Below are 26271 nucleotides of genomic sequence, written 5' to 3'. Positions count from 1 at the left end.
GACTATTTTACTACTACAGCCTCCCGCTGAGATTTCGTTTGTTCTAAAAACTGTTTCGCTTGTGCAAAATAAGCATGAGCAAACTCCGCCGTCGGTTCATTTTTACTCATTTGAAGTACAACATCAGCAAAGCTTTTTTGTCCTAAATCAAATTCGCCTGTTTCTACAAAATGGGTATCAAAATCTTTGATAATACCAATCTGTGTACTGCTGTGTACTTGTTTGTCTAGCAATAATGCTTTTGCACTATTGATAAAGGATGTATAGGTATGGTAGATTCCATCAGCATACGCCTCCGCTTTTAAGGATAAATCAGCATAATGCAATTTTTCCTGCGAATCTACCAATAAAGCGGCTACAAGATCGATAATTACGCCGGCACATTCGCCTACGCCGATCGCACGTATGAATTCGGAATCTTGTCCCCAATCTATATATTCGTCGTCTACCACGGTACTTTGATCTGCCAATGGCTTTAAGAGCTGATAAAAGTAATCCTTGCCTAAACTATCGTAGTAGTCTAGAAAACTTTTATAATCAGCTTCCTTATTGCTATAATCATCCAGTACGGTGCGTAATACCTGTGGAGCCCGTTTAGAAGGAACTTTGATCACCTTGTCTGCTGCGCGACCCTCGCCGTTACCCACAGCTCCACCTCCCAATAATACTTGCACGGTAGGCATGATTTTTCCGTTGACTTTCATCGAACTACCGTGAAATCCGATATGGGCAATACCGTGCTGACCACAACTGTTCATACACCCCGAAATCTTTATCTTGATCTCTTTATTGTGAATAAAATCAATATATTCCTCATAGATAACGGATTCCAGTACGCGTGACAATTCCATAGAATTCGATATACCGAGATTACACGTATCCGTTCCCGGGCAAGTGGTCACATCAGCCACACTATCGTGTCCAGGTTCGGTTAATCCCAATGTATCTAGTGCTAAGAATAACTCAGGAAGGTTATCCTGCCGTGCATATTTGAGCAATAAACCTTGGTTCATCGTCACACGCATATCGTCCGCGATAAGATGACTTACGGAGGCTACTAGTTTACGCGCAGTATCCGTAGACATATCGCCGGTTTTTGCCTTTATGAATACACCATAATATCCCGCTTGCTTCTGTTCAAATATATTTGTCGCTCTCCACTGTTCATAAGCCAATTGCCTGTCAGCCGGTATTTCTACGTTGACCACTTCAGGTGTTGGCGGAATAGGTTCTTGAACGGTATTCCGATCAATTTTATAGCTTTTAACTTTATTAGCAATCTGCTCTTCCGCAGCCATTTTCACGAATTCATCGAAACCTACTTTATTCAACAAAAATTTCAAACGCGCTTTATTTCTGTTGGCACGTTCTCCATATATACCAAATACACGTACCACGGATTCCGAAAAAGGAATAATGAGATCCTCATGCATAAATTCCGATACCGATTGTCCAATATAAGGTTGGGCACCTAGGCTTCCTCCTAAGACTACCTTAAAGCCTCTTATTTCCTCACCATTTTCATATTTCACCTTTGGGATAAAACCAATATCATGAATAAAAGAAAGTGCTGTATCCTCTTCACTGGAAGAAAAACCAAATTTGAATTTTCTTCCTAGTTCCATACTTACCGGGTTACCTAGGAAATACTTAAAAAAGCCCTGTGCATAAGGAGCTACATCAAAGGGCTCTTTGGGATCTATTCCTGCGATACAAGAAGCGGTGACATTTCGCACGGTATTACTACAAGCCTCTCGAATCGTAATATCATCTTCAGATAATTTGGCCCATAATTCCGGCGTTCTATCCAAGCTTACATAATGTATCTGAATATCTTGGCGGGTGGTAAAATGGAGGTTTGACGATGCATATTCATCGGATACATCTGCAATCTTAAGCAGTTGCTTGAATGTCAGCTTACCAAAAGGAATTTTGATACGTACCATCTGCACACCCGGCTGACGTTGACCATAGATTCCACGTGCTAATCTTAACGATTTAAATTTATCTTCGACTATCTGCCCCTCTCTATAAGCACGAATATTCTTTTCTAAATCAATAATCTCTTGTGGAACAACTGGATTCTCTAATTCTGTTCGAAAACTTTGCATGAACCTAAACTCTTTTCTATTTACGAATTCTCTAATTTACTCCTCATTACGGCTATATTTATGCAATAGCGCGTTCGCAAAGTTACAAATTTTTTATCTATTAATAATACAAAATCTACCAATTTAGTATATATTTGTAAGAAATTTCCCGAAGCGATTCAAACAGCAAGTTAAGTGAAAATATACAATTACCTAATATACAGATTTTTATTTATATTTATAACAATTTCGTGCGCCCCTAAGGTTAAAGAGGGATACGACGAAAAAAGAGGTTATACGGGAAATATTTCTATTTCCGGTGCATTTGCTTTGTATCCTATCGTCGTATTATGGAGTGAAGATTTCAAAAAGGAACATCCCCATGTACGGTTTAATATTTCGGCAGGAGGTGCTGGAAAGGGTATTTCCGACGTCTTGTCTAACATGGTGGATATCGGTCTGGTGTCTCGCGACCTGCATCAACAGGAACTTGTGCGTGGCGCTTATCCTATACATGTGGCTAAAGATGCCGTAGTAGGTTCTTTTAACCGTAACCACCCGAATTATACCCTTTTAAAGGAACGGGGTCTTACGCAAGAAGAGCTAGAAGGTATTTTTGTACACCGAAAATACAAGCTTTGGAGTGATCTTGATGCTCGCTTTATAAATAAACCTATCGAAGTTTACGTACGATCGGATGCCGCCGGTGCTGCCGAAACATGGGCCAAATTTCTGGGAGTACATCAAGAAGGGCTAAAAGGAGTGGGTATATTCGGAGATCCCGGTTTAGTACAAGCGATTAAGGATAAGCCGCTTTCAATAGGTTTTAGCAATATCAATTTTGTTTATGATTTGAAAACAAAGCGAACGGTAGAACACATCGCTATTCTTCCGTTGGATCTTGATGGTGACGGCCATATCCATAAAGAAGAAGATTTCTACGATCACCTGGATTCCTTAACACATGCAGTCGCCACCAATCGGTACCCTTCTCCACCTTCCCGCGATTTGACATTTGTCATTCACTCCGACAAGAAAACAGCCTTATTAAAGGCATTTATACAATTTGTTCTGGAAAAGGAGCAACAGGGCTATCTCCTCGAAAATGGGTATGTCCCATTGAATGACGAAATAAAGAACAATGAATTAAATAAATTAAAGTGAACTGGAGATTAATAAAAGATAAGCTAATACGGCAGAGTTTTGCCACGCTGCTGGTTTTATCCCTTGTTGTCATTGTTATTATACTCGTTGGGTTGAGTATAAAGTCGATGCCCTTGCTGCGTGCGGAGCGTTTGGGCGTGATCCTTACAGAAAGTGTCTGGTCGCCGATGAACGGTAGTTTTGGATTTCTTCCCTTTATCATGGGGACAGTCTGGGTAACTTTTATATCGCTTATTATTGCCGTCCCACTCTGTGTGCTGGCTTCGGTCTATTTAGTAGAATATGCTGGTGAAGCGTTGCGCAAAATGGTTTTGCCTTTAATGAATGTGTTGGCTGCCATTCCACCTGTACTTTATGGTGTTTGGGGCGTATTATTTGTCGTTCCTTTTTTGAGCCAGTACATCGCGCCTATTGTAGGAGCAGAAACTACCGGCTACACCGTATTTGCTGGTGGAATTGTTTTGGCGGTGATGATTTTCCCGATCATGGTAAGTATTATGGTAGAAGTACTCCAGACAATTCCCTATGAATTAAAAGCAGCTTCACTGTCGTTAGGAGCTACAAAATGGGAAACCATCGTGAAAGTTATCCTGATAAAGGCCAAACCGGGATTGATAGCCGCTGTTGTTCTCGGAATTTCCCGAGCCTTTGGTGAAACAATAGCCGTTCTCATGGTATGCGGAAACATTCCACAGATTCCGAAATCATTCTTCGATGCCGGCTATCCGCTACCCGCCTTAATTGCGAATAACTTTGGAGAGATGATGTCCATACCGCTGTACGACTCCGCGTTGATGTTTGCAGCTTTACTATTGTTTGTACTTATTTTCGGGTTCAATTTAATATCGCGTTTAATTCTTAACAGATTGGAGAGGAAATCATGAGGTCAAATGTCAAAAAGCGACTACTAAAAGAAAAAATAGCGAAAGTGGCCATGCAACTTTCGGGCATCACCATTACCGGTTCTCTCTTTTTTATCATCGGAACGATTCTCTATAAAGGTCTTCCTTATTTATCCTGGGAAATGATCAGCCAAGCGCCAAAAGGTGGCTTTTACATCGGAAAAGAGGGCGGTATTCTGAATGCGATCTTAGGTTCGCTATATTTAGCCTCCAGCTCTACTTTACTTGCCACGCTCATCGGAATTCCCATTTCCATCTTTCTGCATGTTTATGTAAAGAGCGGATCTTTTTTAGAACGCTCTTGCAAATTATTGTTTGATGTGCTTTTTGGTATTCCGTCTATTGTATACGGTGCGATTGCCTTCAGTATCATGGTTTGGGTAGGTATCCGGGCTTCATTATTGGGTGGTATCATCACGATTACCCTATTGACTATCCCCATTGTAGTACGTACCATAGATGAGTTGTTAAGAACAATTCCTATCGATCTGAAGCATGTTACCTTTTCTTTGGGAACGACCAGATGGGAAACCGCAAAAATATGCTTAAAGTATATTAAGCCTGGTATTTTTACCGCTATTCTATTGGCATTTGGACGCGCTATAGGCGATGTCGCCGGTGTTTTGTTAACTACGGGTTTTAGTGACAATCTTCCAAAATATGTAGATGAGCCCGCCGCTACCTTACCGTTAGCTATTTTCTTTCAATTGAGTAGTCCGATTCCGGAAGTACAAGGACGTGCCTATGCTTCCGCTTTAGTTTTAACATTTATTATTTTAATAATCGTTATATGCACACATCTTCTCGCATCCAAGCAGCAGAAACACAAGATTTAGGGAATATTTCCGTCCCTCATATACAAATTAAAAATCTGAACGTTACCATTGAGGGTAAGCGTATTTTAAAAGATATCAATCTATCTATCCCTAATAATTCGATCACTTCGATTATTGGTCCGTCGGGTTGTGGAAAAACAACCCTGCTCAAAACCTTAAATCGTCTCGTGGACGATACCAAAGGCGTCGAAATTACCGGTTCGGTATTAGTGAACGGCGAAGACCTTTATGCCAAAGATGCGGAAGTTACTCATATCCGCAAAAAGATGGGGCTTCTTTCGCAAAAGCCTTTCCCTTTACCCATGTCTATTTTTGATAACGTAGCATATGGTCCTCGAATACATGGTGAAAAAAATAAGCAGGTATTAGCGCAGATCGTCGAAACCCAATTACGCAACGTTGGGCTATGGGATGAAGTGAAAGATCGGTTGGATGCTTCTGCAACCCGACTATCTATCGGGCAGCAACAGCGTTTATGCCTAGCTCGCGGACTCGCGGTAAAACCAGAAATTATTTTGGGAGATGAATCGACTTCAGCATTAGATCCTGTTTCTACCCAAACTATTGAAAATTTACTGATCGAACTCAAGCAAGATTACACTATCGTCCTCGTAACACATATTCTTCGGCAAGCACGACGTGTGTCAGATTATATCATATTTGTATATAATGGCGAAATAATAGAATTTGGAAAGACAGATGATGTCCTCCTGCATCCAAAACATGAGATTACCCAACAATATGTCAAAGGTTTTATCAGTTGATACAAAAAAAGCCAAACCATCTCGCGATAGTCTGGCCAGAATTTAGTATATAACAAACAAACTTGATTATTTCTCGAAATATCGGCGTTCGATTAATGTAAGATTACGTTCTTCTTCTTCCGCTTGGTGGATTGCGCCTGTAACCGGACATTTTCCCGTTATTCCTCTGGCTATCAAGGCTCCCCCCAATGTAACACCAGAAAGAGCGGTCAATGGTTTTTTAATTACTTTCTTCAGGCAATATCCAAGAATGAAACCACCTGCTATCACGGACAGCATCCGTTCGGAACTGGTTATTGTGCCTTGTTCGCAAGCATCGTCCAGTTTCACTTTCATTGTATCTACGGCTTGTTCTATAATTCCCATAACGCATTTTTTTAAATAGAACAGTCTATTTATTCAAAATGTTTTGCTGTTTATGTAAAAAATTGTACTTTTTGATACCCAAACAAATCATCATGAAGATTTATGTAAAAAAATACTCTGGAGAGTTGGTTCCATTTGAACCTCAAAAATTGAAACATTCCCTTTCTAAGTCAGAGGCTTCAGAAGAAGAAGTGGAGAAGGTTTTTCAACGCATACAACCGCGTCTCTATGACGGCATCAGCACACGTGAGCTCTATGAGCTTGCCTTTGATTTACTAAAAAATCATCGTGATTCCTACGCCGCCAGGTATTCTTTAAAAAAAGCTCTTCGAGATTTAGGGCCAGAAGGCTTTTATTTTGAAAAATGGATCGGTAAATTGTTTGCCAATGGAGGTTATCAAACGATTACAGGGAAAACCGTACAGGGACATGCCGTAACGCACGAAATTGATGTTATTGCCACAAAAGGAGATACTATGCTGGCTATAGAATGTAAATTTCGAAACGATGTCGATGCCAAAATATCGGTTACCACTCCTATGTATTTCCTTTCGAGAGTAAAAGATATCAAAGGACTATCGTTTTCATTTTTTGAAACATCTCAACAGTTTACGGATGGCTGGCTGGTGACAAACGCCTATCTTACAACAGATTCCATTCGTTTTGGAGAGTATTACAAATTAAATATGTTAGCGTGGGACTATCCCGCGAAAAATAACATTAAAAACAAAGTAGACAATTTAGCGCTGTATCCCGTAACTTGTTTAACTAATTTGAACAGTATGGAAAAGTCCCTATTACTCAAAAATGGTTGTATACTTGTTCGCGATTTGGTAGAAAACCCCGACTACCTTCAATACCTGCAAACGGCCACACACCAAAAGAAACGTATTTTGATTGAAGCACAGGAATTAATTCACAGTCTGGTTACCGAAGAAATTTAGTTTTTGCACCAGTTATTTCTTTTTTGTTTAAATTAAAACCTCTAATTGCAAGTTGTAAGAAAAAAAATAAAATGACTTTAACATTTATTTAACATACTTTAACAAAAAAGGCCTCATCTTTGCATCTATATGTTTGTTATTTAAACGGGAAAACATTATATTATCTCAATTGTGTTTTTTTAAAATATTTAAGTTATGAGAAAGATGGGGTTTATTATTCAAGACATCCCTACGGAGGGGCAGGAAACATCGTCGACGGCAGCAATTATCGTGGGGGCGATTATACTTCTACTTATTATTATTGTGCTCTATAGGAGACAAAAGCGAAAATTCAATGATTAAAAAAGCGGTGGACATCTTTCCACCGCTCTTTTGTCATGTGCGCTAGTCTGCACGCTTTAATCCAAATTTTTCAATTTTATGATATAGATGACTGCGTTGTATCCCAATATCATCAGCTGTCTTTGAAACGTTCCAACCATTCTTATCCAGTTTAAAGTTGATAAATTCTCTTTCAGCATGATCTTTAAAATCTTGAAAAGATTCAAATTTATCAAAATACAATCCCTGATCCGTCTTCGACACCTGATTGTTGCCTTCTGCTATATGGTTATTTGTGGGATTTGCATACAAAGCCACTTCTCTTTCCGTAATTTTCTTATCACTCAGTATAATCAACCGCTCGATCATATTCCGCAGTTCACGGATATTTCCGGTCCAAGGTAAGGCTTGTAAAGCTCGCATTGCGCCCTCTGTAATTTCTTTTATCGGTGTATTATACCCCCCGCATATTTCTTCACAGAAACTGGAGGCGATAATCGGAATATCCGCCGCACGTTGTTTTAGGGATGGAACATGAATTAAGATTACACTTAAACGGTGGTAAAGGTCCATCCGAAAATTACCGTTCTCGATTTCTTTCAATAGGTCCTTGTTTGTTGCGGCGATAACGCGGACATTCACATCGATTTCCTTTTCTCCACCTACACGTGTTATTTTGTTTTCCTGTAGCGCCCGCAACACCTTAGCTTGCGCCGAAAGGCTCATATCACCAATTTCATCTAAAAATAACGTACCACCATTAGCTTGTTCGAACTTTCCGATGCGTTGCTTTACGGCAGATGTAAATGAACCTTTTTCATGTCCAAACAATTCAGACTCGATAAGTTCCGAAGGAATCGCGGCACAGTTTACCTCTATTAACGGAGAACTTGCACGAGCAGATTTTTCATGAAGCCAATGTGCAACCAGTTCCTTTCCCGAGCCATTCTCTCCAGTTATCAAAACCCGTGCTTCTGTAGGCGCTACCCGATCGATGGTTTCTTTTATAATACTGATTGTTGATGATTCACCAAGTATTTCCTTGGTTTTAGAAACTTTTTTCTTTAGAACCTTGGTTTCTTTTACCAACACCCCTTTTTCCAGTGCATTACGTACCGTAATCAGCAGTCTATTGAGATCAAGTGGCTTTTCCAAAAAGTCAAAAGCTCCTTTGCGGGCAGCCTCTACAGCAGTCTCGATAGTACCATGACCGGAAATCATGATGAACGGCGTATCGCTGATACCTTGCGCCTCCGTCAGGACCTCCATGCCGTCCATTTTGTTCATCTTGATATCACAAAGAACGAGGTCGATTTTCTCTTTTTTCAGAATATCTAATCCATCAAACCCGTTATCGGCATCCAGTACTTTGTAATCTTCATATTCCAAAATATCGCGTAACGAGCTCCTTATAGGACGTTCATCGTCGATGATTAAGATTGTCGCCATTTATATGTTTAACTTGGTGAATAACTAATATAAGTATCTTTATTAAAAAAAAGAAGCAAACCTTATAAGCCGGGTTCTGTATCCATATTATTTTGGATTTCTATCATTTATCTAGGCTTGCATTCACATACAAGCTCCATCAACCTACCCATTACGAATCCCGACAAGTCGGGAGAAGACGAGCAGCCTTCGAGGTTCGCAACCTATTTGGTCTTTCAACACACGAGGTTTACCGTAATGCATGTCACCATACAAGACCGTGAGCTCTTACCTCACGTTTTCACCCTTACTGCGACAAACGTCGTAGCGGTATTTTTTCTGTGGCACTTTCTGTCTCTTATTCACATAAGAGCCTTCCCGTTAGGAAGCGTGTTGCTCTATGTTGCCCGGACTTTCCTCTCTCCTGCCCAAGGGCAAGACAGCGATAGAACCAGTTTGCTTCGGTGCAAAGGTAAGAAAATTATAAATCCTGTGCAATCAGATAGCCTGATGCCCAAGCCCATTGAAAATTATAACCACCCAGCCACCCCGTGATATCTACCGCTTCGCCTCCGAAATAAAGCCCTGGTTGCTTTTTTGCTTCCAGCGTACGTGGATGGAGTTCATTGGTGGACACACCACCTCGCATCACTTCGGCTCTATCATAACCCTTATCACCTGCCGGTTTAACGACAAATTTATGTATAGTATCATATATTAATTTAGCATCTGCCTTGCTTAATGATGCGATCTTCAGATCAACCGGAAGAAATTTCCCCATGGCCTCTACTATCTTTTTTGTAAAATAATCGTTCAGTAGTTGTCCTACCGTTCGTTTCCCTCCTGCTGTTCGCTCATTTTTGATCAGCTCCTCTAAACGGAATTTAGGAAGAAGGTCTATCGTGAAGGTCTCCCCTGCACGCCAATACGACGATATTTGTAAAATAGCAGGACCACTCAATCCCCAATGCGTAAAAAGAATGTTTTCCTCAAAACTGATCTTATCATTATAAACCCTTGCAAAAACACTGTTTCCCGCTAGCGACGCATACCAAATTGCCTCTTTTCCGGTAATAGTTAGTGGAACGAGTGCAGGCGCCGTGGCCACAACAGACAAACTGAATTGACGCGCTGTTCGTACGGCAAAATCGGAAGCCCCCAATTTAGCAACTGGTAAACCTCCGGAAGCAAAAACTACTTTCTTACAAAAAAGATGTTGTTCGTTTCCTTCCCTTACAAAAGATACGGCATATCCCTCTCCTTGTCTCCTGACGGATTTTACTTCGGTATGCAACCAAATATCCTGCCCAGTTTCATAGAGTAGTTTGGTAAACACAGCTACAATATCTTTGGCTTTATTTGATTTGGGAAAAAGTTGACCAAGTGTTTTTTCCTCGCCCTGAATCCCGCCAAATGTATCAAAAAAGGAAATGGTATCCTGCACTGTCCATTGGGAGAAAGCCGCGTGTAAAAAAGATGGATTTTCGGTTACAAAATTATCGGGTTCCGTGTAGAGATTCGTATAGTTACAACGACCGCCACCCGATATCAATATCTTGGCTCCGGGTTTGTTATTTTTTTCCAGTATCAATGTCCGCTTCCCCAATAGGCCCGCTTGCGCGGCACACATGAGGCCACAAGCCCCTGCACCGATGATGATTGCGTCGTAATTTTTCAAGGTGATGTGGTTACAGGATTACAAGGTGATAAAGAAAAAAGTAATACTTTTGAAAAATCAATAAGCGATTAGTTGTTCTTTCAGCGAAATTACGCGTTGCTCGGTCCAAGATTGTTCCGCCGCTTCAAGAATACGGATAACGTCTCTTGCTTGTTGTGGTGTTATCAGGAGTTCGGCATCACCGTCCAATACCTCCACCAGATTTTGGTAGAAGTCCTGCCCAGTGCCTTTTTCACTGGGGATAGTCTCGCGTACATCTTGTCGATTTTCGATCACATTTAATCTTCCATAAGTCGATTCATCTTCCAAGCCCCAATTGTCGACCTTATGCGGGAGCGCCCCATTGCGTAACTTTTCCTCCTGCGGATCTACGCCCGGCTTCACAAAAGAACCCTGTAGGCCATATATCGCGAACCGGGGTGTTGACTCTTTGGCCAGCATCTGTCCAAATAACGAAATTTTACGCGTCGGATAACTTAAAATAAATTCAAAATCGTCTATAGCTTTAGCATGTTCGCGTTGTTTGCGCAGATCTGCAAAGACGGCATCGGGTTTTCCGAATAGTTGCAACGCCTGATCTATCAAATGTGCACCCAAGTCATAATGGATACCAGAACCCGGCAAATCTTGCTCCCGCCAAGCTCCCTCGCGTAGAAAATTTCTAAAACGATCATAACGTGCTTGATAATTGACCACCGAACCTAATCTCTTACCCTGTATTACTTTTTTAACCGTCTTAAAATCAGAATGAAAGCGTGCATTGTGATGCACGGTTAACACACGTCCTTTTTCCTTTGCAAGCGCAATCAGTTCATCCGCTTCCGCCGTGGTATTCGTGAAAGGTTTTTCCACGACAACATGCTTTCCTGCTTCCAACGCACGTTTGGTTAGTGAAAAATGCACATCATTGGAGGTTGCTACCACCACAATATCCACCAGCGGATCATCTATGATTTCATCTACGGTCGATACGGCTATCGCCGAGGGATATTTGTTCGTTAAAATTTGCTGTTGCTCGGGTTTTCGAGCCGTTACTTTATACAATTCCAACAATGGATTTCCAGCAATGAAAGGTGCATGAAAGACCTGTCCTCCTATCGAAAATCCAATTAATCCTATTTTATATTTTTTTTGCATCGTTTCCATATTGTACTATCCATCCGTTAACACTACATGTCGCCTCCGGATCTTTGACAACTGTAGAAATACATCCTTAGTATTATCCCTGATGGCAAAGATCCGAAGCGACGATTTTTTTTGCTTCTTTTTTTGAGGTAAAAAAAGAAGAGAAAAACCTACATCCTTTCCGGCACTTCAATTCCTAGCAACCGCATACATTCTGAAATAATCCGTGCGGCTATGGCCGACAAGTGTAAACGGAAGTTTTTCACGGTTTCATCCTCAGCTTTTAGAATACTTTCCTCGTGATAAAACTTGTTGTATAACTTGGCTAACTCATAAGCATAATTCGCCAGTTGGGCGGGCGAAAACTCTTTCGCTGAGGCTTCCAACACTTCGGGATAGCGACTTAATGATTGTATTAAATCTTGTTCATAGACAGACAGCGCAGAAGGATTTCCTAAAGAAACAGACGCGTCAAAAGAGGCTTTACGGAGCACCGACTTAATACGTGCATGGGTGTATTGAATAAATGGACCGGTATGTCCTTGAAAATCAACAGACTCATTAGGGTCAAATAATAATCGCTTTTTAGGGTCCACTTTCAACAAAAAGTATTTTAATGCCCCCATGCCGATAGTATTGTACAGAAAGGACTTTTCCTCCTCTCCTAATCCCTCGGTTTTGCCTAATTCTTCGGTACGCATTTTGGCGGTTTCCAACATTTCTGCCATCAAATCATCTGCATCAACCACCGTTCCTTCCCTAGATTTCATTTTTCCTGAAGGCAAGTCAACCATACCGTAGGATAAATGGTATAAGCCTTCAGCCCAAGATTTTCCTAATTTTTTTAAAATGAGAAATAACACTTTAAAATGATAATCCTGCTCATTACCGACCACATAAATCGACTCGTCCATTTTGAACTCGTCATATTTTAGCTGAGCAGTGCCTAAATCCTGCGTAATATATACCGACGTGCCGTCCCCTCTTAATACCAATTTCTGGTCTAGCCCTTCATCTGTTAAGTCAATCCAAACGGAGTTGTCTTCTTTCCGGAAGAAAACACCTTTGTCCAACCCTTCCTGAATAATATCCTTACCGAGTAGATACGTGTTCGATTCATAATAAAACTTATCAAAATCTACCCCCAATTGCTTATAGGTTTGTTCGAATCCTTCGTATACCCAACCATTCATCGTCTTCCATAACGCGATAACGTCTTCGTCGTTAGCTTCCCATTTTTGCAACATTGCCTGCGCTTCTTTTATCAACGGGGCATTCTTTTTTGCTTCCTCTTCCGTTTGCCCCTGCTCTTTCAAAGCGTCAATTTCCTTCTTGTATTCTTTATCGAAGATAACGTAATATTTTCCGACCAGATGATCACCCTTCAGTCCGGAAGAAGCGGGTGTTTCGCCATTTCCATATTTCTGCCAAGCGAGCATCGACTTACAAATGTGGATACCACGATCATTGACAAGATTGGCTTTCACGACATCATAGCCATAAGCTTTTAAAATCTCCGCAACCGAGTAACCTAATAAGTTGTTACGTATATGTCCTAGGTGAAGCGGTTTGTTAGTGTTGGGAGAACTATACTCCACCATGATTTTCTTTCCATTAGCAGGGAAAGATCCAAAAGTCGGGGCTACCAATGCCGTATTGACCAGTGTTATCCAATATTGATTGGAAAGACTAATATTTAAAAAGCCCTTAATCACGTTGAAGTCAGCAATTTCCCGAACGTTCGCTTTTAACCATTCCCCAATATCTGCACCTGTCTGCTCGGGAGATTTCTTGGAGAAACGTGTTACAGGAAAAACGACAACCGTGATATGCCCCTCAAACTCTTTCCGAGTTTCCTGTAGCGTTACCTGTGCGGAAGGAATATCCGCACTATATAGCTCCTGCACGGCACGAATAGTCTGCGCAATTAAAGTATGTTGAATAGAATTAGCCATGTAATTATTTCGTAATTTTTATAACTATCTGATAATGAATATCAAAATTTAAACCTTAGATAGCAAGGTATTCATCATGAAAGTATATCTTTGCCAAAAATAATAAAAAATGCAAAGCTATCAGGAATTTCTTGACTTAAGTGTTGGTTTTCCGCAAGACGGGTTCGAAGTTATCGACGACGAATTGTACTTCCACGATCTGAATTTGATGGAGATGATAGAAACGTATGGCACACCATTGCGTTTTACCTATTTACCTATCGTCAGCAAAAAAATTCAACAAGCAAAAATTTTGTTCCAAACGGCCATTCTAAAGAATGACTACCGAGGAACTTATAAATACTGTTATTGTACAAAATCTTCACACTTCAAGCACATCGTCGAAGAAGCGCTGAAAAATGACATCCATTTGGAGACGTCATCTGCTTTTGATATGCCGATGATTGATGCGTTAGAGCGTGCCGGAACGGTTAGTAAGGATATTACCGTAATTTGTAACGGCTTCAAGACCTACCAATATAAGCAGTATATCATTGATATGATCCACGATGGGTTTAAAAATATTGTTCCCGTCTTGGATAATAAAGAAGAGTTTAATTTGTATGACGATGAGATCGAATTGGACGAGCCTTGTGCGCTGGGTATCCGCATCGCATCGGAGGAACAGCCAGATTCACAATTCTATACATCGCGGTTGGGTATACGGTCGGAAGATGTGATCGATTTTTATAACAATAAAATTGTAAACAATCCAAATTTCAAGGTCAAACTATTACATTTCTTTATCAATTCCGGTATTTCCGATACACCGTATTACTGGAATGAGCTGGAGAAATACGTGACGTTATACTGTAAATTTAAAAAAGTAAACCCGGATCTCGATACCCTAGATATCGGCGGGGGCATGCCGTTTAAAGATTCTTTAGTACATGATTTCGATTATGAATATATGGTAAACGAAATCATTAATCGCATCAAACAGATCTGTGCACATCATGAGGTAATGGAACCCGATATTATTACCGAGTTCGGTAAATATACGGTAGCAGAAGCTTCAGGTATTTTGTATAAAGTATTGGGGCGTAAGCAGCAAAACGATCGGGAAAAATGGTTTATGATTGATGGTTCTTTTATCACCAATCTACCGGATGTTTGGGCGTTAAACCAAAAATATATCCTCTTGCCTATAAATAACTGGGATTCGGAATACGAGCGTGTCACGTTAGGCGGTATTACTTGTGACGGACAAGATTATTATAATCAGGAAGCACATATGGATTCTATTTTTATGCCGAAAACCCGTAAGGTACAATACGTTGGGTTTTTCCACACGGGCGCTTATCAAGATGTGTTAAGCGGTTATGGTGGTATTCATCATTGTTTGCTACCTTCTCCTAAGCATGTACTGATCCGTAGAAACCGCGATGAGACATTCAATTTTGAAGTTTTTGGAGAAGAGCAGAATTCTAAACAGGTGATGAAGTTGTTAGGCTATCAGTAAGGAGTAATGAGTTATAAATTATAAGTCATAATATTTTCATGAAAAAGCATCGGGCAACCGATGCTTTTCTATTTTTAGGTCGCGTCATAATGGTTAGCGTACAATATGTTTAATAGGTGGTGTCCATTCGCTTACACCGTTGGCGTTTACCGCCCGCACCGGAATGTGTACCACTGTTAGGCTGCTTGTGACATATTGAGCTCAAAAGCCACTGCCTCTTGGGAAATTTTCAATTCCTCACGAAGCTCTCCATTTCGGCTAATCGCTTCTTTTTCTGCTCCGGTATTCATTGGGCGAAATACCCTTAGCCCTTTTAAAAGCTTTGATAAAAGCAACCGAGGTGGAAAACCGATCTTCAAAGCAATCTCCTGTATCTGCAATTGAGTTGTCAGCAAAAGTTCAACAGCTTTTTCCTCCCCCAGCTTTGCCAAATACCTGCTCACCGAACCGCCCAGGGCATTATTTGCTATAGTCCTTAATGTCCATCGCGACCATCCCAATGTTTCTAAGATAACTTCTATTCGGCATTCGTACTCGTACCTGTAAATCTTAGAAAGATGATCTTTTAGAATTTTTCCTTTTATCCAAAGTTCATCTTTATTCGCCTCCTTTGAAGCTACCAATTGTTCATGGTACCTCTTACTCTGGCGAGCCACTTCACAGGTCTTGAATGGTATAATCTGCCACGGTAAACCAATTACAGGAAAAGCGCTGTACACAGGTTTAATTCTAGTATAATAAGACCGTTGTGTCGGAGGATGTGCTTCATATTAATTATTGCCAATCCTTCAATAGTACTATATTTTATTCAACTTGGGCTTGTCCTGTCATCTGGAACATTAACATCTTATAACTGAATAATTCGCTGTATTGTGCCCGTAACCAATCATTTTGTGCTTGAATAAACTGATTACGGCTGTTGTTATAATCATAAATACTACTTCTACCGGCCTCGTAGCTTTTTTGTGTTAGTAACATAGATTGTTCCGAGTGTGTCATCACTTCTTTCGCCGTTTTATGTTGTTGTTGATTGCTCTGAAAATCAAATAAAAGTTGCTGTATCTGATTTCGTATTTCTTGTTTTTCGCGTTCTTTTTCCAACATCAATTGCGACTTAGATAGATCCAGTTGCTTCAATTGTACTCGGGTTTGCCCCTTATTAAATATTGGAATACTTGCGGTGATGGCAACTTGTTGCGCAAAGTTATCCTGAGTCTGTCGGAAGAAATTATCTTTTTCCGTAAAACGTAAGGGATTAAAATAAGTACTACCGATAGACGTAGAACCTTTTAATGTAGGGTAATTCGCCCCGCGAATCAAACGGCGTTCAATATCCATCCCACGCGCCAATGTATCGAATCGTTGTAGAACAGGGTGATGGCTATATACCGTTTTTAGTACCGTTGATTTATCAAAAACTCCTGCAAAAAGTGACGTGGAGGGCATTTGTACTGGCATAATATCGAGCGATTGTTCATCTTCTAATAACATCAATTGCGCAAGGTGTAGACGAGCCCTTTCTACATCTATTTTTGCGCTTTCCAATTGCTGATTTTCACGTGCTAGAGCAGCTTGCGCTTCATAGACATCTGCCAACGCCGTCGTCCCGATTTTTGTTGTTCGTTTGGCGCGTTCAAACAGGTGATTAGCATGTAATACAGCGGAATCGCGGGCTTGAACTAGAGCTTGTTGTAACAACATATCTAGATAACCTTGAATCACTTTTACAGTTAACTCCCGCTCTAAAATAAGCCGTTCCAGTTCTGTTGCGTTTTTATCGATTTGAGTTTGCTTAATTTTATTTCGCAACGTTCCGAAATTATGCAATATAATTTCAGCCGTTATACCCATGTTGCTATTTAGATTGTCGTTACGCTGGATTGTACCAAAGACGTCTTGTGAATGCCCAAAATTAGAGTAGATGTTAGTATAACCGTTTACACTGGGCATGCGTTCTCTTTTTGCCATTTGCCAGTCCTGCTCTCTCAAAGCTATGTCCACCGTTTTGTGCCCGATATCGAGATTATGCTGTAACGCATGCTCGATACAGTCTTCCAATGTCCATCGCTTTTGTGCATTTGTGGCTGTTGGCAATAGAAAGAAGCAGCACAAAATGGTGAAATAAACTCTATTTATCATTGAAATCAAAACAACCATAGTTCAGACATTATTCTCTATATCAATCCCTGTTTTTCCCACATCTCTTTATACATCGAATTTCCCTGTTGCAACAATTGCTGATGTGTGCCTTCCTCAATAACCTTACCTTCTTTTAAAACTATGATTTTATCCGCGTGGACAACGGTACTGAGGCGATGTGCAAAAACAATCAATGTTTTCCCCTGCTCTTTCAAAAGCTTGAATGCCTGTTGTATAATACGTTCGGATTCTGTATCGAGCGCGGATGTTGCTTCGTCCAGAATCAATATCTCCGGTTGGCGGTATAATGCTCTCGCGATAGCAATACGCTGCCGTTGTCCGCCAGATAAAAGCGCACCGTTTTCACCTAAATACGTTTGGAAACCACTTGGTAGCTTTTCGACAAAAGGAAGAATTCCGATTCGTTTTGTAATGTCCATGATGCGCTGTACATCTGGAAACTCTTCACCCAAAGCGATGTTTTCGACGACATTTCCCGAAAAAAGGTCAATTTGTTGAGGCACAACAGAAATCAATGTGCGTAAAGAATGATGCGAAAGATATTGAATATCATATTCACCGATTTGAATTTTACCTTTTTTGAGAGGATATAGGTTCTGTATCAATGCAGCTATAGTGGACTTGCCAGAGCCACTTTCACCTACAATAGCCGTAGTTTTTCCCTTTTCAAAGCGACAGTTAAAATCTGAAAAAACTTCCGCTCTTGACCCATAACTGAACGATACGGCATTAAAAGTAATATCACCTATATGTGCCGCCTGTAGTTCGATCTTGTCAGTAGATTCTTCCCGTTCTAAATCCATGATCTCAAAAAGACGATCAGAAGCGATCAACGCATTTTGAATGGTTTTGTTCATCTCAATTAATTGCGAAACAGGCGAGGTAAAGTAACCAATTAAAGCATAAAAGGATAATAATTCCCCTGGTGTAATAACACGGTCAATTACATAGGTAGAGCCAACCCATAGCAGCACAATGGTAAAGACACGAGATAAAAATTCGGAGGATGTACCCGAAAAAAGACCGTTCAGCACCGACTTATAAATCGTTTTGAGTAAGAGTGAAAACTTATTATCGGTTTTGTTGTTGGCAAACGGTTCGATACCAAATTGTTTGATGGTTTTAACGGCATTAAGGGATTCTACCAGATGTGATTCCAATTCTGCACCCTCCTCCATCATCCGTCTCTCGACTTTCTTGTTTAGCCTGTTGCTTATCCAGTATACAAGAAGATAAAAAGGAATAACCAATGCTACTATCAGTGCCAGTTTCCAATAATAGGTAAACATCAGTGCAAAAGAGAATATGACGATAAACACATTGACCACTAATTGTATAGCTGCATCATTGATAAAGGCACGGATTTTCACTGCGTCGTTTACACGCGAAATAATCTCGCCCACTTTCATTGTATCAAAAAAGCGTTGTGGTAATGTCAACAGATGTTTATAGTATCCTAGGATCAAATACCGATCTATCCTTTGCCCCGTTTGCAATACCAGAATACTCTTCATTGCACCAATAAAAAGTTGAAACAAGAGAATAATAATCATTCCAACAGATAATAAATTTAGCAACCGGAGATTGCCATCGACCAACACGTAATCGGTTATCTTTTCTATATAAATTGAAGTGGACAATCCTAGTAGGGTATAAATTATCGCTCCTATTAACGCTTGTATAACGATAGATTTATGTGGTTTTAGTAAGTGCCAGAAGCGTTGATAGATACTTGTTTTTTCGTTGCGCTGTTCGAAATACTCGTTTGGTTCCAATAGAATCAAGACACCCGTCCATATTTTTGCAAATTCTTCGGCAGTATGCTTCTCCATTTTGCCGATAGCCGGATCCATAACGGTGATAAGGTTTTTATCTACTTTATAAACAACGACGTAATGTTGTAACTGCTCCTTAATAACCACATGAGCAATTGCGGGTAGCGGTATTTGCTCTAGCGCTTCCATATTACCGCGCACCCCCTTCGCGTTGAATCCCATAGCATCCAGACCTTGTATCATTCCGAGTACGTTCGTTCCACGTGTGTCGGTATGGCAATATTGCCTTATTTTAGCGATAGGTAGGGATAATCCATAATGAGCAGCGACGGATGCCAAACATGCTGCACCGCAATCAAGGATATCGTGCTGTTTGATTTGTATCTGTTTCTTCATGTCGAGAGTTAACAGTACAAATCTCGGGAGGTTAATATATATCTACCACAACCTCCAGTTGTATTTTAAAATATTTAATTTGGAAAGTGACCAAAGCAGGTTTATTTTGGATATTGCAGATAAGGATTTGTCAATTCTTAACAAAAACATAATATCCGGCTTCAGATGGGTGGTCTAAGACGAGACTGTTTTGATCTTCTTTCAACATCAATCTGATAATCATGAAATCCCCCGCTGCGCCAACAGTGAAAAATATAGCGAATATCAGCAAAGGAAAGCTACCCATCACAAGGGATGCTAAAGCTGGTATGAAACCGAGGATAATAGATGGTGTAATTGCGCCTGTAATATATTGTTTTGTTGTCAGCGGCTCTTTGCAGTGGCAATAAGGAGTGATCATCTTTAGGATAATCCCAAATTTAATAGATTTAAAGCCTCTCTTGGCAAAGATTGCCCATGTAATACCATGGATGAGTTCGTGTAGGACGATACCCAGAACGGTAACGAGCAAGATTGCAATAGCAAGATGTACAGAATTCCCATCAAAATAGCCTCTCATAATTTCAATATAGTCTTGTCTTCCCCATATAAGATAAAAGGGAACACCGTATATTAGAATAACAGGAATAAAAAAAAGGAGAGAGAAAGCATTAGCCTTGTAGAGATTTATTAAGCGAGCTTCTTTAGTGTAATTTTTTAATGTAACTTGGTTCATTAATATTTTTTAATATGAGACAGTAAAAACTATTCAATAATTTCCATAAGGTTGTGTCGCTCAGCGGCTTTTTTCCCTATCAGGCAACCAAAATAGTAGGCTAGAAGGATCAAAACCAACACTAGTAAAACAATATACACTAAGCTTTTTGTATTTTTCTTTTCTGCCATTTCTTTTTAATCAGTATAAAAACCTGCACCACGTTAATGAGTGTAATTATAGCATAAACAATATGTAAAATGACCATAGTGACTCTTTACTGGGATGATTTGGAACTATTTACTCAACTAATCGCATGGAATCACCTAGACTAACCTTTAAACCCGTAGGTATAGCCGGTATATCAGACATTCCTAAGTATTCCCAATAGCGTGTCGAATAACTACTTTTATTCGGCGTTTTATAAATACTTTTAGTCAGGTTCTTCTCAATGGATTTATATTCTTTCGAACTAATATATCGACGTTCTAATACATAAAATTCATTGAGAGCTTCATAAGGTAAATGACCGTACTCAGACTTACGCTTAATCGTTGCGACTATATTTTGATAGATAGAGGTCAGATCAAAAGGTGTTATATGATCTACCATTGTTGACGCATAATTTTCTATGTGCACCTTTTGTAAGGTACGAGCCTCTATTCTAAAGAGTTTTTCTTTCACAACGGTATCGGGTAGTACCTTGTCTATATAAAATTGTAAGTTACCTCCATCAGTCGATTTTGTAAGATATCCAACTTCCTTTCCGTCCTTTTTTAAGTGCACTCGATTCGTACCGTTGTTTTCTTGAGTCAATTCGACCAGTCGATTTGAAAGAGTTTCATTGTCCATTTCCGTAATCCTAGGGATCTGGAAGAAAGGCCCCATTTTAGAATCATAATCGACGACGACAGCAGAGTCTAGAAAAATACGATAATCAATCAGTTTATATTTAGGTTTTCCTTTTACTAAAGGAATATAAAATTCAACTATGCCATCAGAAAAATATTTATGTTGCAAGTTGAAGGTTTCCAATGAACGATAATATCCTTTCAGCACAATAATTTCCTTAGATTTCGCATTTACAACGATGTCTTCAATGACAGTCGCTCTCGGTGTCATTTTGTACACTTGCTGTTTATCCAACGTTGACAACGTGATATCTTTCGTCGTATAAGAGATATGTTGCGCGGTAATCTTTACCGATGATATACTATTTTTATCGACTCCTTCAAGGAATTGCAGGTTGCCGTTTTTATCTGTAAACCCGATCAGCGTTCCCGTTTCATGATAGATGTTTAGTGCGGGAATAGGCAATTTACTTTCCGAATCGACAAAACAAATTTGTGCTCTGCTCCATATAGATGCTAGCAAACAGATTGATATCATGATAAATTTGATGTTCATTATTTTCGATTGCAATAATAAATGGAAATGGTGGGATTTCCCACCATTTCGCGGTGACCATTAGAAAATACTTTTTATTGCTTCATAAAGCCAAGTAAACAAACCATTGATTCGAATCAATGCACCACCTTCAATCTCATTCATCTCTTTAGTATTCAACTCTTGAACGCCAATTTTCTTGAAATCTAAATTATTCATTTTTTGTTAAATAATAAAATTAGTTCCTACTCTATTACCAAGCCTTTTCGGAAACCTGCTTTCGTTGATCAACATTACTAAATTACCTTCGCTCACTACACAAAAAAAGTAGTAAATAAAATATTTGAAAAATGTCTCTGTCCGGCAGAAATATGACGAAGCTTGCTATCATCCAGTATTTCTATTTTCACCGAGATAGAAATAGAAAATTCATATTCATAATAATATGTCAACGATTGTCTGGAATAACCAATCGGTGCTCCTCGGTCTTTTAGGTCGTCAAGTATCACATACAACCGTGATACCGAAATCCCTAACCGTTTAGCTAATTCCAAAGGTGTCCCCGTCCTTCGTTGCCGAATAAGCTTATCCAGCAAATTAATTCGATCTATGTATTTGAAAACAGTCATATTTATTTCCTCGTTTTGTCCTTGTCTTCATTATCCACGTTGATCCCTCAGATTAGGGTTAAACCAATCGTCTACTCGGTCAAACAGCAATTGCCATAGCGTTCTGTCGGTGAGGTAAAACCGTGCTGTATAGGTATTTCCTTTACCCACCTCTGCTTGATACCCATTTTTCAGTGACAAATATTTCTGATCTAATTGGCAGCGTACGATAAAAAAAGACTCACCGGTCTGTTCATTCGCCAATAGGTTATTGTTAATGTCATGTACCTTACCTTCCAGCATCCCCCATTGGTTATAATGATAAGTATCGATCTGAAATTTTACCGATTGTCCCGAATGGATAAAACCAATTGCGGAAGTCGGGACTAAGCATTCCGCAACCAGCGATTCTTCAATCGAAATATCTGCCAGATGTTGTCCCTGAATTAAATAATTGCCGGCTTGAAAACCTTGTATGTTCGTCACGCGTCCTGTTATCGGTGCTTTTACGATGTAATTATCCTCTTCAATTTCTATTGCTGCTACATCAGACGTTAACGAGATGAGTTGTTGCTCCAATTCCCGTTTTTTGCTTTGCCAAACAGCAAATTGCTGTTCTTTTAATGCATTTCGTTGCACCTCTAATTGCTCATGCTGGTATACACTTTTTTCGTACTCAGCCAAGGAGATGATGCCGTCCTTATATAATATACTGTTACGGTCAAGTTCTTTTTTAGCTAATGTAATCTGCGTCTGCACTTCGGCAATCTTCCGTTGCAGAGCAGACCATTCCATCCGATAAAGACCGGTTTGTACATTTGTGGGGTTCTGATTAATAAGGTAATCCAAATCACGAAGTTGGGCTTCATAATCACTACGTAGACGCTGTTGGTGGTCTTTTTTGCTGTACAGTGCTTCTGACGTGACGATCAGCAAAGTGTCGCCTGCATGAACAAGTTGATTATTTTCGTACAGTGCTGACATAACAATACGCCCACTAACTAGTGAAATAATTTTTGTATTCTCTTGGTTGGGGCGTATTGTACCTCTCGCAGAGACCGAGATGGGTACTTTTACCAAAGGCAACGCAATCAACAGGAGTATAACCCCAAGCAACAAGCATTGATAGATAATTGTTGTTTTCTTCATAATCCTTTAATATTTTAAATGGTGTTAATGCAAATTTCGGCAGGTTAATACATATTCGCCACAACCTGTAGTTGTATTTTAAAATAGTTTGCATTATCTTTCTCTTTGATAATTAAAGATGAGCATGTCCTTTTTTGAAATTTTCCCGACATTTAAAGAAGCACCTTATTCCTATATAATCGTACCGATTATGCTCGTAAGCAGTGTTATTGGGTTCTATCATAAACCTTACTTCCATGCTTTGTTGTTGCATCCTTACGAAGTTTACAGAGGTAAACGTTTACATACCATACTTACCTCCGCATTCGTTCACCGTAATTGGTTTCATTTGCTGTTTAATTGTATAGCTGTACAAGGACTTCTTTACGATGTGTATGGAAATCTTAGACAAGAACGAGGTCTTTTCTATGCAGACCTCGTCACGCCGATACTTACTATAGCGATAATTGCAATTCCAAATATCGCTCAGATATGGAAAGAAAGAATGAATTTTCTTTTTACCTCTGTCGGGGCATCTGGACTTTCTTTTGGGCTCTTCGGTTTTTCGTTTCTCTTTTTTCCTCTTCAAGAAATTGATCATTTATTTATACCGTTGATCAAAAATGCAAGCCAATACTGGTTGTATGTCTCTATCATAATTGTGTTGTTATCCTTCGTGAAGCAATTGAGAATTAATCGAACACTACATATAATAGGATATCTTATTGGATCACTATTGGCTTTATTAGTTCGTAATGAATCGCTATTTGAGTTTATCGACGCTTTTTCTGGACAATTTCAGATTCTAAGAAATTGACATAATGCTTCCCAATAAGCTCTTTGTTTAGCATCTTTCCTTTGACTCCCGCCATCGATTTTTACCTGCTCCTTTGTTGTTAAATCAACTAATTTTGGTTCCTTAACTTTACTTTCCATATTTTTTATTAATTTTAACTTGAGCAAAATTGAAGGAAAGCTTGTCTGTATACCACAACCAGAGGTTGTACTTTAAAACCTAGCGTTATAAGAGAGAAATTTCCCATAACTTTAGGTTATAAAACCGTATTGATTAAAGAAATAATTTGTTTTAGATATTATTTTATGGCGTCGTCGCATTTAGGAGATTATATCCGTAGGAAACGTGAGGAATTGAAAATTTCCCAAGAGGCAGTGGCTTTTGAACTCAATATATCACAAGCAGCCTACTCGAAAATAGAGCGTAATGAGACCAAGCTGAAAGTGGAACAGGTGTATACTATTGCTAATTATTTCGGACTTAGTGTTTATGAGTTGTTACCGCCATCCCTAGCTTCGGACATCACTGGAGAAAATATATTTGGATTAGCATGGCAATACCTCAAAATTTTCTTTAGTAAATTGTTTCATAGTCGAAACCGATGATGGTGTATTACGGAAATTAAATTATGCCGTTATCTCTCTAAATTGTCTACTTGCTAACAACAATAAAATCAACGATTTTGATAACTTGCAACAATGAAATACTACTTTCGTCTGCAATATGCTATATTCCGGCGTCAAATAGAAGATATTGGGTTTCCTTTTATAGTCGGTCTATTGCTATGCCTGTTATTATACATTGCCTTGTTTGCCGTTGCGATAAAATATCCGCAGTACGCTCCTTGGATACTCGGGTATGTATCTATTTCCCTATTGTACAAGCTGGCCAATAGGGACAGAACCGATTTTCTTAAAAATATATTTACAAGACAAGGGTTCTTGACAATAAGATCTACTGAAAATATAGGTTGTATTCTACCCTTTATACCCATAGCTATTTATGAAAGAGAGTGGTTGCTAATCATACTCCTTCTTTTATTGGGTATGGTATTTACCATTATTTCCATTAAAAGGATAGAAACCCGGAATATACCAACCCCCTTTCGTAGTTCGGCATTTGAGTTTATTATTTTATTCCGTCGCCTTTGGTTGCTATTGGTTATCTGTTATGCACTTGCGGGTATAAGTATATATTTTGACAATATTAATCTTCCAGTAGTATTATTAGGGATTACTGTTTTAATGGCTTTAGGTGCTTACGACATTATCGAAGATGAATATATCGTATGGAATAACGCCCTGTCAGCATCCCGTTTTATTACATATAAAATACGTACAGGAAGCATCCAGTTAAGCATATTAATTGCACCATTCATCTTATTATTGCTGCTATTTGGTATGCCTATATTTCTTTGGGGAATTCTTTGTTGGGTTAGTGGACTATTGTTGCTCATACTCGTAATCTTGATGAAATATGCCGCTTATCCACGTCGTATCGGAATAACGGAAACCATTGCATGTATGATCATCGTCATGATCCCCATACTTTTAGTAGCAGCCTACCCCTATTATTATAAAAAAGCTATTCAAAACCTAAAACAATATTTATGATTACGATCCGGAACCTACATAAATCTTATGGTAAATATCAGATTTTAAAAGATTTACATGTCGATTTTTTACCAGGCAAAGTTTATGGAATTGTGGGCGCTAATGGCGCCGGTAAGACTACATTTTTCCGTTGCCTAGCGGGAATGGAAAAATATGACGGGTATATTACCGCTGACCTTCAGCCACTCAAAGACCACATCGGCTATCTCCCTTCCGAAATCTTTTTTCTTCCTAAAATTACAGGTAAAGAATATCTTGCATTACTGATGGAAGCTCGTAATAAAAAACCGCGGAACCTCAACGAGCAGAATATTTTTGACCTACCATTAGATCAATACGTAAGCAGTTATTCGACTGGTATGAAAAAGAAGCTGGGGATTTTGGGCGTACTATTGCAAAATAACCATATATATATTCTCGACGAACCTTATAATGGGCTGGATTTTCAAAGCAGCCTTCTATTAACAGATATTATCCACCGTTTACGTGCTAAAGACCGGACGGTGATCCTATCTTCCCATATTTTTGGCTCATTAGCCGAAACTTGTGATTCGATTACGTAATTAAGCAACGGTAAGTTTAGTGTCTTTGCGAATAAGGAGAGCTTCCCCGAATTGCAACGTCAAATTACAGACGAATTA

Annotated in this window: 25 protein-coding genes and 1 other RNA gene; 11 read left to right on the top strand and 15 right to left on the bottom strand. The window is 39.5% G+C overall.

What is annotated here, in order from left to right; all coding sequences use genetic code 11:
• Nucleotides 1–2 precede the first annotated feature (2 nt).
• On the bottom strand, nt 3–2111 hold the full coding sequence (locus tag H8B06_RS16490) for a nitrite reductase (protein WP_190995314.1): 2109 nt from the start codon (nt 2109–2111) through the stop codon (nt 3–5).
• Nucleotides 2112–2285: 174 nt separating this feature from the next.
• Between H8B06_RS16490 and H8B06_RS16485 the strand changes: the two genes are divergently transcribed.
• The 4 genes from H8B06_RS16485 to H8B06_RS16470 are packed head-to-tail and all read left to right on the top strand — an operon-like array spanning nt 2286 to nt 5756.
• Nucleotides 2286–3254, top strand: a complete 969-nt coding sequence (locus H8B06_RS16485) for a PstS family phosphate ABC transporter substrate-binding protein (protein ID WP_190995313.1) — start codon at nt 2286–2288, stop codon at nt 3252–3254.
• Nucleotides 3251–4138, top strand: a complete 888-nt coding sequence (gene pstC, locus H8B06_RS16480) for a phosphate ABC transporter permease subunit PstC (RefSeq protein ID WP_317170945.1) — start codon at nt 3251–3253, stop codon at nt 4136–4138. Before H8B06_RS16485 ends, pstC begins: the two co-directional genes overlap by 4 nt.
• A complete protein-coding gene (locus H8B06_RS16475; RefSeq protein ID WP_190995312.1) occupies nt 4135–4992 on the top strand; it encodes a PstA family ABC transporter permease in 858 nt (285 codons plus the stop codon). Before pstC ends, H8B06_RS16475 begins: the two co-directional genes overlap by 4 nt.
• On the top strand, nt 4947–5756 hold the full coding sequence (locus H8B06_RS16470) for a phosphate ABC transporter ATP-binding protein (protein ID WP_190995311.1): 810 nt from the start codon (nt 4947–4949) through the stop codon (nt 5754–5756). Before H8B06_RS16475 ends, H8B06_RS16470 begins: the two co-directional genes overlap by 46 nt.
• Nucleotides 5757–5822: 66 nt before the next feature.
• On the opposite strand, the gene H8B06_RS16465 is transcribed toward H8B06_RS16470, so the two are convergent.
• Nucleotides 5823–6122, bottom strand: coding sequence for a YgaP-like transmembrane domain (locus H8B06_RS16465; RefSeq protein WP_190995310.1), 300 nt, complete (start codon nt 6120–6122; stop codon nt 5823–5825).
• Nucleotides 6123–6214: 92 nt separating this feature from the next.
• Between H8B06_RS16465 and H8B06_RS16460 the strand changes: the two genes are divergently transcribed.
• Entirely contained in the window at nt 6215–7066 is an 852-nt protein-coding gene (locus tag H8B06_RS16460) for an ATP cone domain-containing protein (RefSeq protein WP_223857725.1), read from the top strand.
• A gap of 195 nt (nt 7067–7261) precedes the next feature.
• A complete protein-coding gene (locus tag H8B06_RS16455) occupies nt 7262–7408 on the top strand; it encodes an LPXTG cell wall anchor domain-containing protein (protein WP_190995309.1) in 147 nt (48 codons plus the stop codon).
• Nucleotides 7409–7450: 42 nt separating this feature from the next.
• Here H8B06_RS16455 and H8B06_RS16450 read toward each other — a convergent pair whose 3' ends face one another.
• The 5 genes from H8B06_RS16450 to argS form a co-directional block, all read right to left on the bottom strand.
• Complete coding sequence (locus H8B06_RS16450) at nt 7451–8836, bottom strand: sigma-54-dependent transcriptional regulator (RefSeq protein WP_190995308.1); 1386 nt, start codon at nt 8834–8836, stop codon at nt 7451–7453.
• Between the two features lie 49 nt (nt 8837–8885).
• Nucleotides 8886–9277, bottom strand: an RNA gene (gene rnpB / locus H8B06_RS16445) — RNase P RNA component class A.
• A gap of 19 nt (nt 9278–9296) precedes the next feature.
• On the bottom strand, nt 9297–10493 hold the full coding sequence (locus H8B06_RS16440) for a BaiN/RdsA family NAD(P)/FAD-dependent oxidoreductase (RefSeq protein WP_223857724.1): 1197 nt from the start codon (nt 10491–10493) through the stop codon (nt 9297–9299).
• Between the two features lie 57 nt (nt 10494–10550).
• Nucleotides 10551–11630 carry a Gfo/Idh/MocA family oxidoreductase gene (locus H8B06_RS16435; RefSeq protein ID WP_190995307.1) on the bottom strand — a complete coding sequence of 360 codons (1080 nt, stop codon included), beginning with the start codon at nt 11628–11630 and terminating at the stop codon, nt 10551–10553.
• A 158-nt stretch (nt 11631–11788) separates the two neighbouring features.
• On the bottom strand, nt 11789–13573 hold the full coding sequence (gene argS, locus H8B06_RS16430) for an arginine--tRNA ligase (protein ID WP_190995306.1): 1785 nt from the start codon (nt 13571–13573) through the stop codon (nt 11789–11791).
• Between the two features lie 109 nt (nt 13574–13682).
• On the opposite strand from argS, the gene H8B06_RS16425 reads away from it, so the two are divergent.
• A complete protein-coding gene (locus tag H8B06_RS16425) occupies nt 13683–15074 on the top strand; it encodes an arginine decarboxylase (RefSeq protein ID WP_190995305.1) in 1392 nt (463 codons plus the stop codon).
• A gap of 176 nt (nt 15075–15250) precedes the next feature.
• Here the strand turns inward: H8B06_RS16425 and H8B06_RS16420 are convergent, their stop codons facing one another.
• The 8 genes from H8B06_RS16420 to H8B06_RS16380 form a co-directional block, all read right to left on the bottom strand.
• A complete protein-coding gene (locus tag H8B06_RS16420) occupies nt 15251–15793 on the bottom strand; it encodes a helix-turn-helix transcriptional regulator (RefSeq protein ID WP_190995304.1) in 543 nt (180 codons plus the stop codon).
• An 85-nt stretch (nt 15794–15878) separates the two neighbouring features.
• Nucleotides 15879–17213 carry a TolC family protein gene (locus H8B06_RS16415; protein ID WP_190995303.1) on the bottom strand — a complete coding sequence of 445 codons (1335 nt, stop codon included), beginning with the start codon at nt 17211–17213 and terminating at the stop codon, nt 15879–15881.
• A gap of 35 nt (nt 17214–17248) precedes the next feature.
• The gene (locus H8B06_RS16410) at nt 17249–19405 is read right to left on the bottom strand and encodes a peptidase domain-containing ABC transporter (RefSeq protein WP_190995302.1); all 2157 of its coding nucleotides are present in this window, start codon (nt 19403–19405) and stop codon (nt 17249–17251) included.
• A gap of 130 nt (nt 19406–19535) precedes the next feature.
• Nucleotides 19536–20120 carry a DUF3267 domain-containing protein gene (locus H8B06_RS16405; RefSeq protein ID WP_190995301.1) on the bottom strand — a complete coding sequence of 195 codons (585 nt, stop codon included), beginning with the start codon at nt 20118–20120 and terminating at the stop codon, nt 19536–19538.
• A 279-nt stretch (nt 20121–20399) separates the two neighbouring features.
• The gene (locus tag H8B06_RS16395; RefSeq protein ID WP_190995299.1) at nt 20400–21506 is read right to left on the bottom strand and encodes a hypothetical protein; all 1107 of its coding nucleotides are present in this window, start codon (nt 21504–21506) and stop codon (nt 20400–20402) included.
• Nucleotides 21507–21566: 60 nt separating this feature from the next.
• A complete protein-coding gene (locus tag H8B06_RS16390) occupies nt 21567–21704 on the bottom strand; it encodes a bacteriocin (protein ID WP_190995298.1) in 138 nt (45 codons plus the stop codon).
• A 95-nt stretch (nt 21705–21799) separates the two neighbouring features.
• Nucleotides 21800–22114 (bottom strand): DNA-binding protein, encoded by a 315-nt coding sequence (locus H8B06_RS16385; protein ID WP_190995297.1) that lies wholly within the window; start codon nt 22112–22114, stop codon nt 21800–21802.
• Between the two features lie 30 nt (nt 22115–22144).
• Entirely contained in the window at nt 22145–23242 is a 1098-nt protein-coding gene (locus H8B06_RS16380) for an HlyD family secretion protein (protein ID WP_190995296.1), read from the bottom strand.
• Nucleotides 23243–23360: 118 nt separating this feature from the next.
• Between H8B06_RS16380 and H8B06_RS16375 the strand changes: the two genes are divergently transcribed.
• The 4 genes from H8B06_RS16375 to H8B06_RS16360 all read left to right on the top strand — a co-directional run bounded on the left by H8B06_RS16375 (nt 23361) and on the right by H8B06_RS16360 (nt 26193).
• Nucleotides 23361–24038, top strand: coding sequence for a rhomboid family intramembrane serine protease (locus H8B06_RS16375; RefSeq protein WP_190995295.1), 678 nt, complete (start codon nt 23361–23363; stop codon nt 24036–24038).
• 284 nt (nt 24039–24322) lie between these two features.
• Nucleotides 24323–24622, top strand: a complete 300-nt coding sequence (locus H8B06_RS16370; protein ID WP_190995294.1) for a helix-turn-helix domain-containing protein — start codon at nt 24323–24325, stop codon at nt 24620–24622.
• A gap of 93 nt (nt 24623–24715) precedes the next feature.
• Nucleotides 24716–25630: a hypothetical protein gene (locus H8B06_RS16365; protein WP_190995293.1), complete on the top strand. Its 915-nt coding sequence runs from the start codon at nt 24716–24718 to the stop codon at nt 25628–25630.
• Nucleotides 25627–26193 (top strand): ABC transporter ATP-binding protein, encoded by a 567-nt coding sequence (locus H8B06_RS16360; RefSeq protein ID WP_223857723.1) that lies wholly within the window; start codon nt 25627–25629, stop codon nt 26191–26193. The genes H8B06_RS16365 and H8B06_RS16360 overlap by 4 nt, the downstream gene beginning before the upstream one ends.
• Nucleotides 26194–26271: the final 78 nt, after the last annotated feature.

The sequence above is a fragment of the Sphingobacterium micropteri genome, from assembly GCF_014692515.1.
Classification (GTDB): Bacteria; Bacteroidota; Bacteroidia; order Sphingobacteriales; family Sphingobacteriaceae; genus Sphingobacterium; species Sphingobacterium micropteri.
The sequence above is the reverse complement of the archived record's forward strand: the minus strand, read 5'-3'. Positions and strand labels throughout refer to the sequence as shown.